This is a genomic window from Vibrio sp. S457-15, assembly GCF_000960545.1.
Classification (GTDB): Bacteria; Pseudomonadota; Gammaproteobacteria; order Enterobacterales; family Vibrionaceae; genus Vibrio; species Vibrio parahaemolyticus.
Window position 1 is genome coordinate 1 of sequence record NZ_JYOQ01000064.1, and the last position, 396, is coordinate 396.

Consider the following 396-nt stretch of genomic DNA (forward strand, 5'->3'; position numbering starts at 1 on the left):
GTATTAACTGCAGCGATAACGACGGGATTGTTCTCATTTCTCATACTGGTCGTACGAAAAGCCAAGTTGAAATTGCGAATCTGGCCCGTGAGAACGGTGCTACTGTCATCGCTATCACTGCGAAAGATTCTCCATTAGAGAAAGCAAGTTCAATGGCTATCACTTTAGATATTCCTGAAGATACGGACGTATACATGCCAATGGCACGCCGTGTCGTTCAAATGACCGTTATCGACGTATTAGCCACAGGCTTTACAATTCGTCGTGGTACAGGTTTCGGCGAAAACCTAAAACGAGTGACTGGTGCCTTAAAAGACAGTCGTTATGAAAAGTTAAGCCAGTACTAAGCATTTATTAATGTGATACCAATTGGCTCACCTTTTCTTTCTTCTCGCA

Annotated in this window: 1 protein-coding gene; it reads left to right on the plus strand. The window is 43.2% G+C overall.

Annotation, left to right across the window (positions count from 1 at the left end; translation table 11 throughout):
- Positions 1-347 (plus strand): SIS domain-containing protein (locus UF05_RS07675; protein ID WP_048852364.1); only part of this gene is annotated, 347 nt, incomplete at its 5' end.
- Between the last annotated feature and the right edge of the window lie 49 nt (positions 348-396).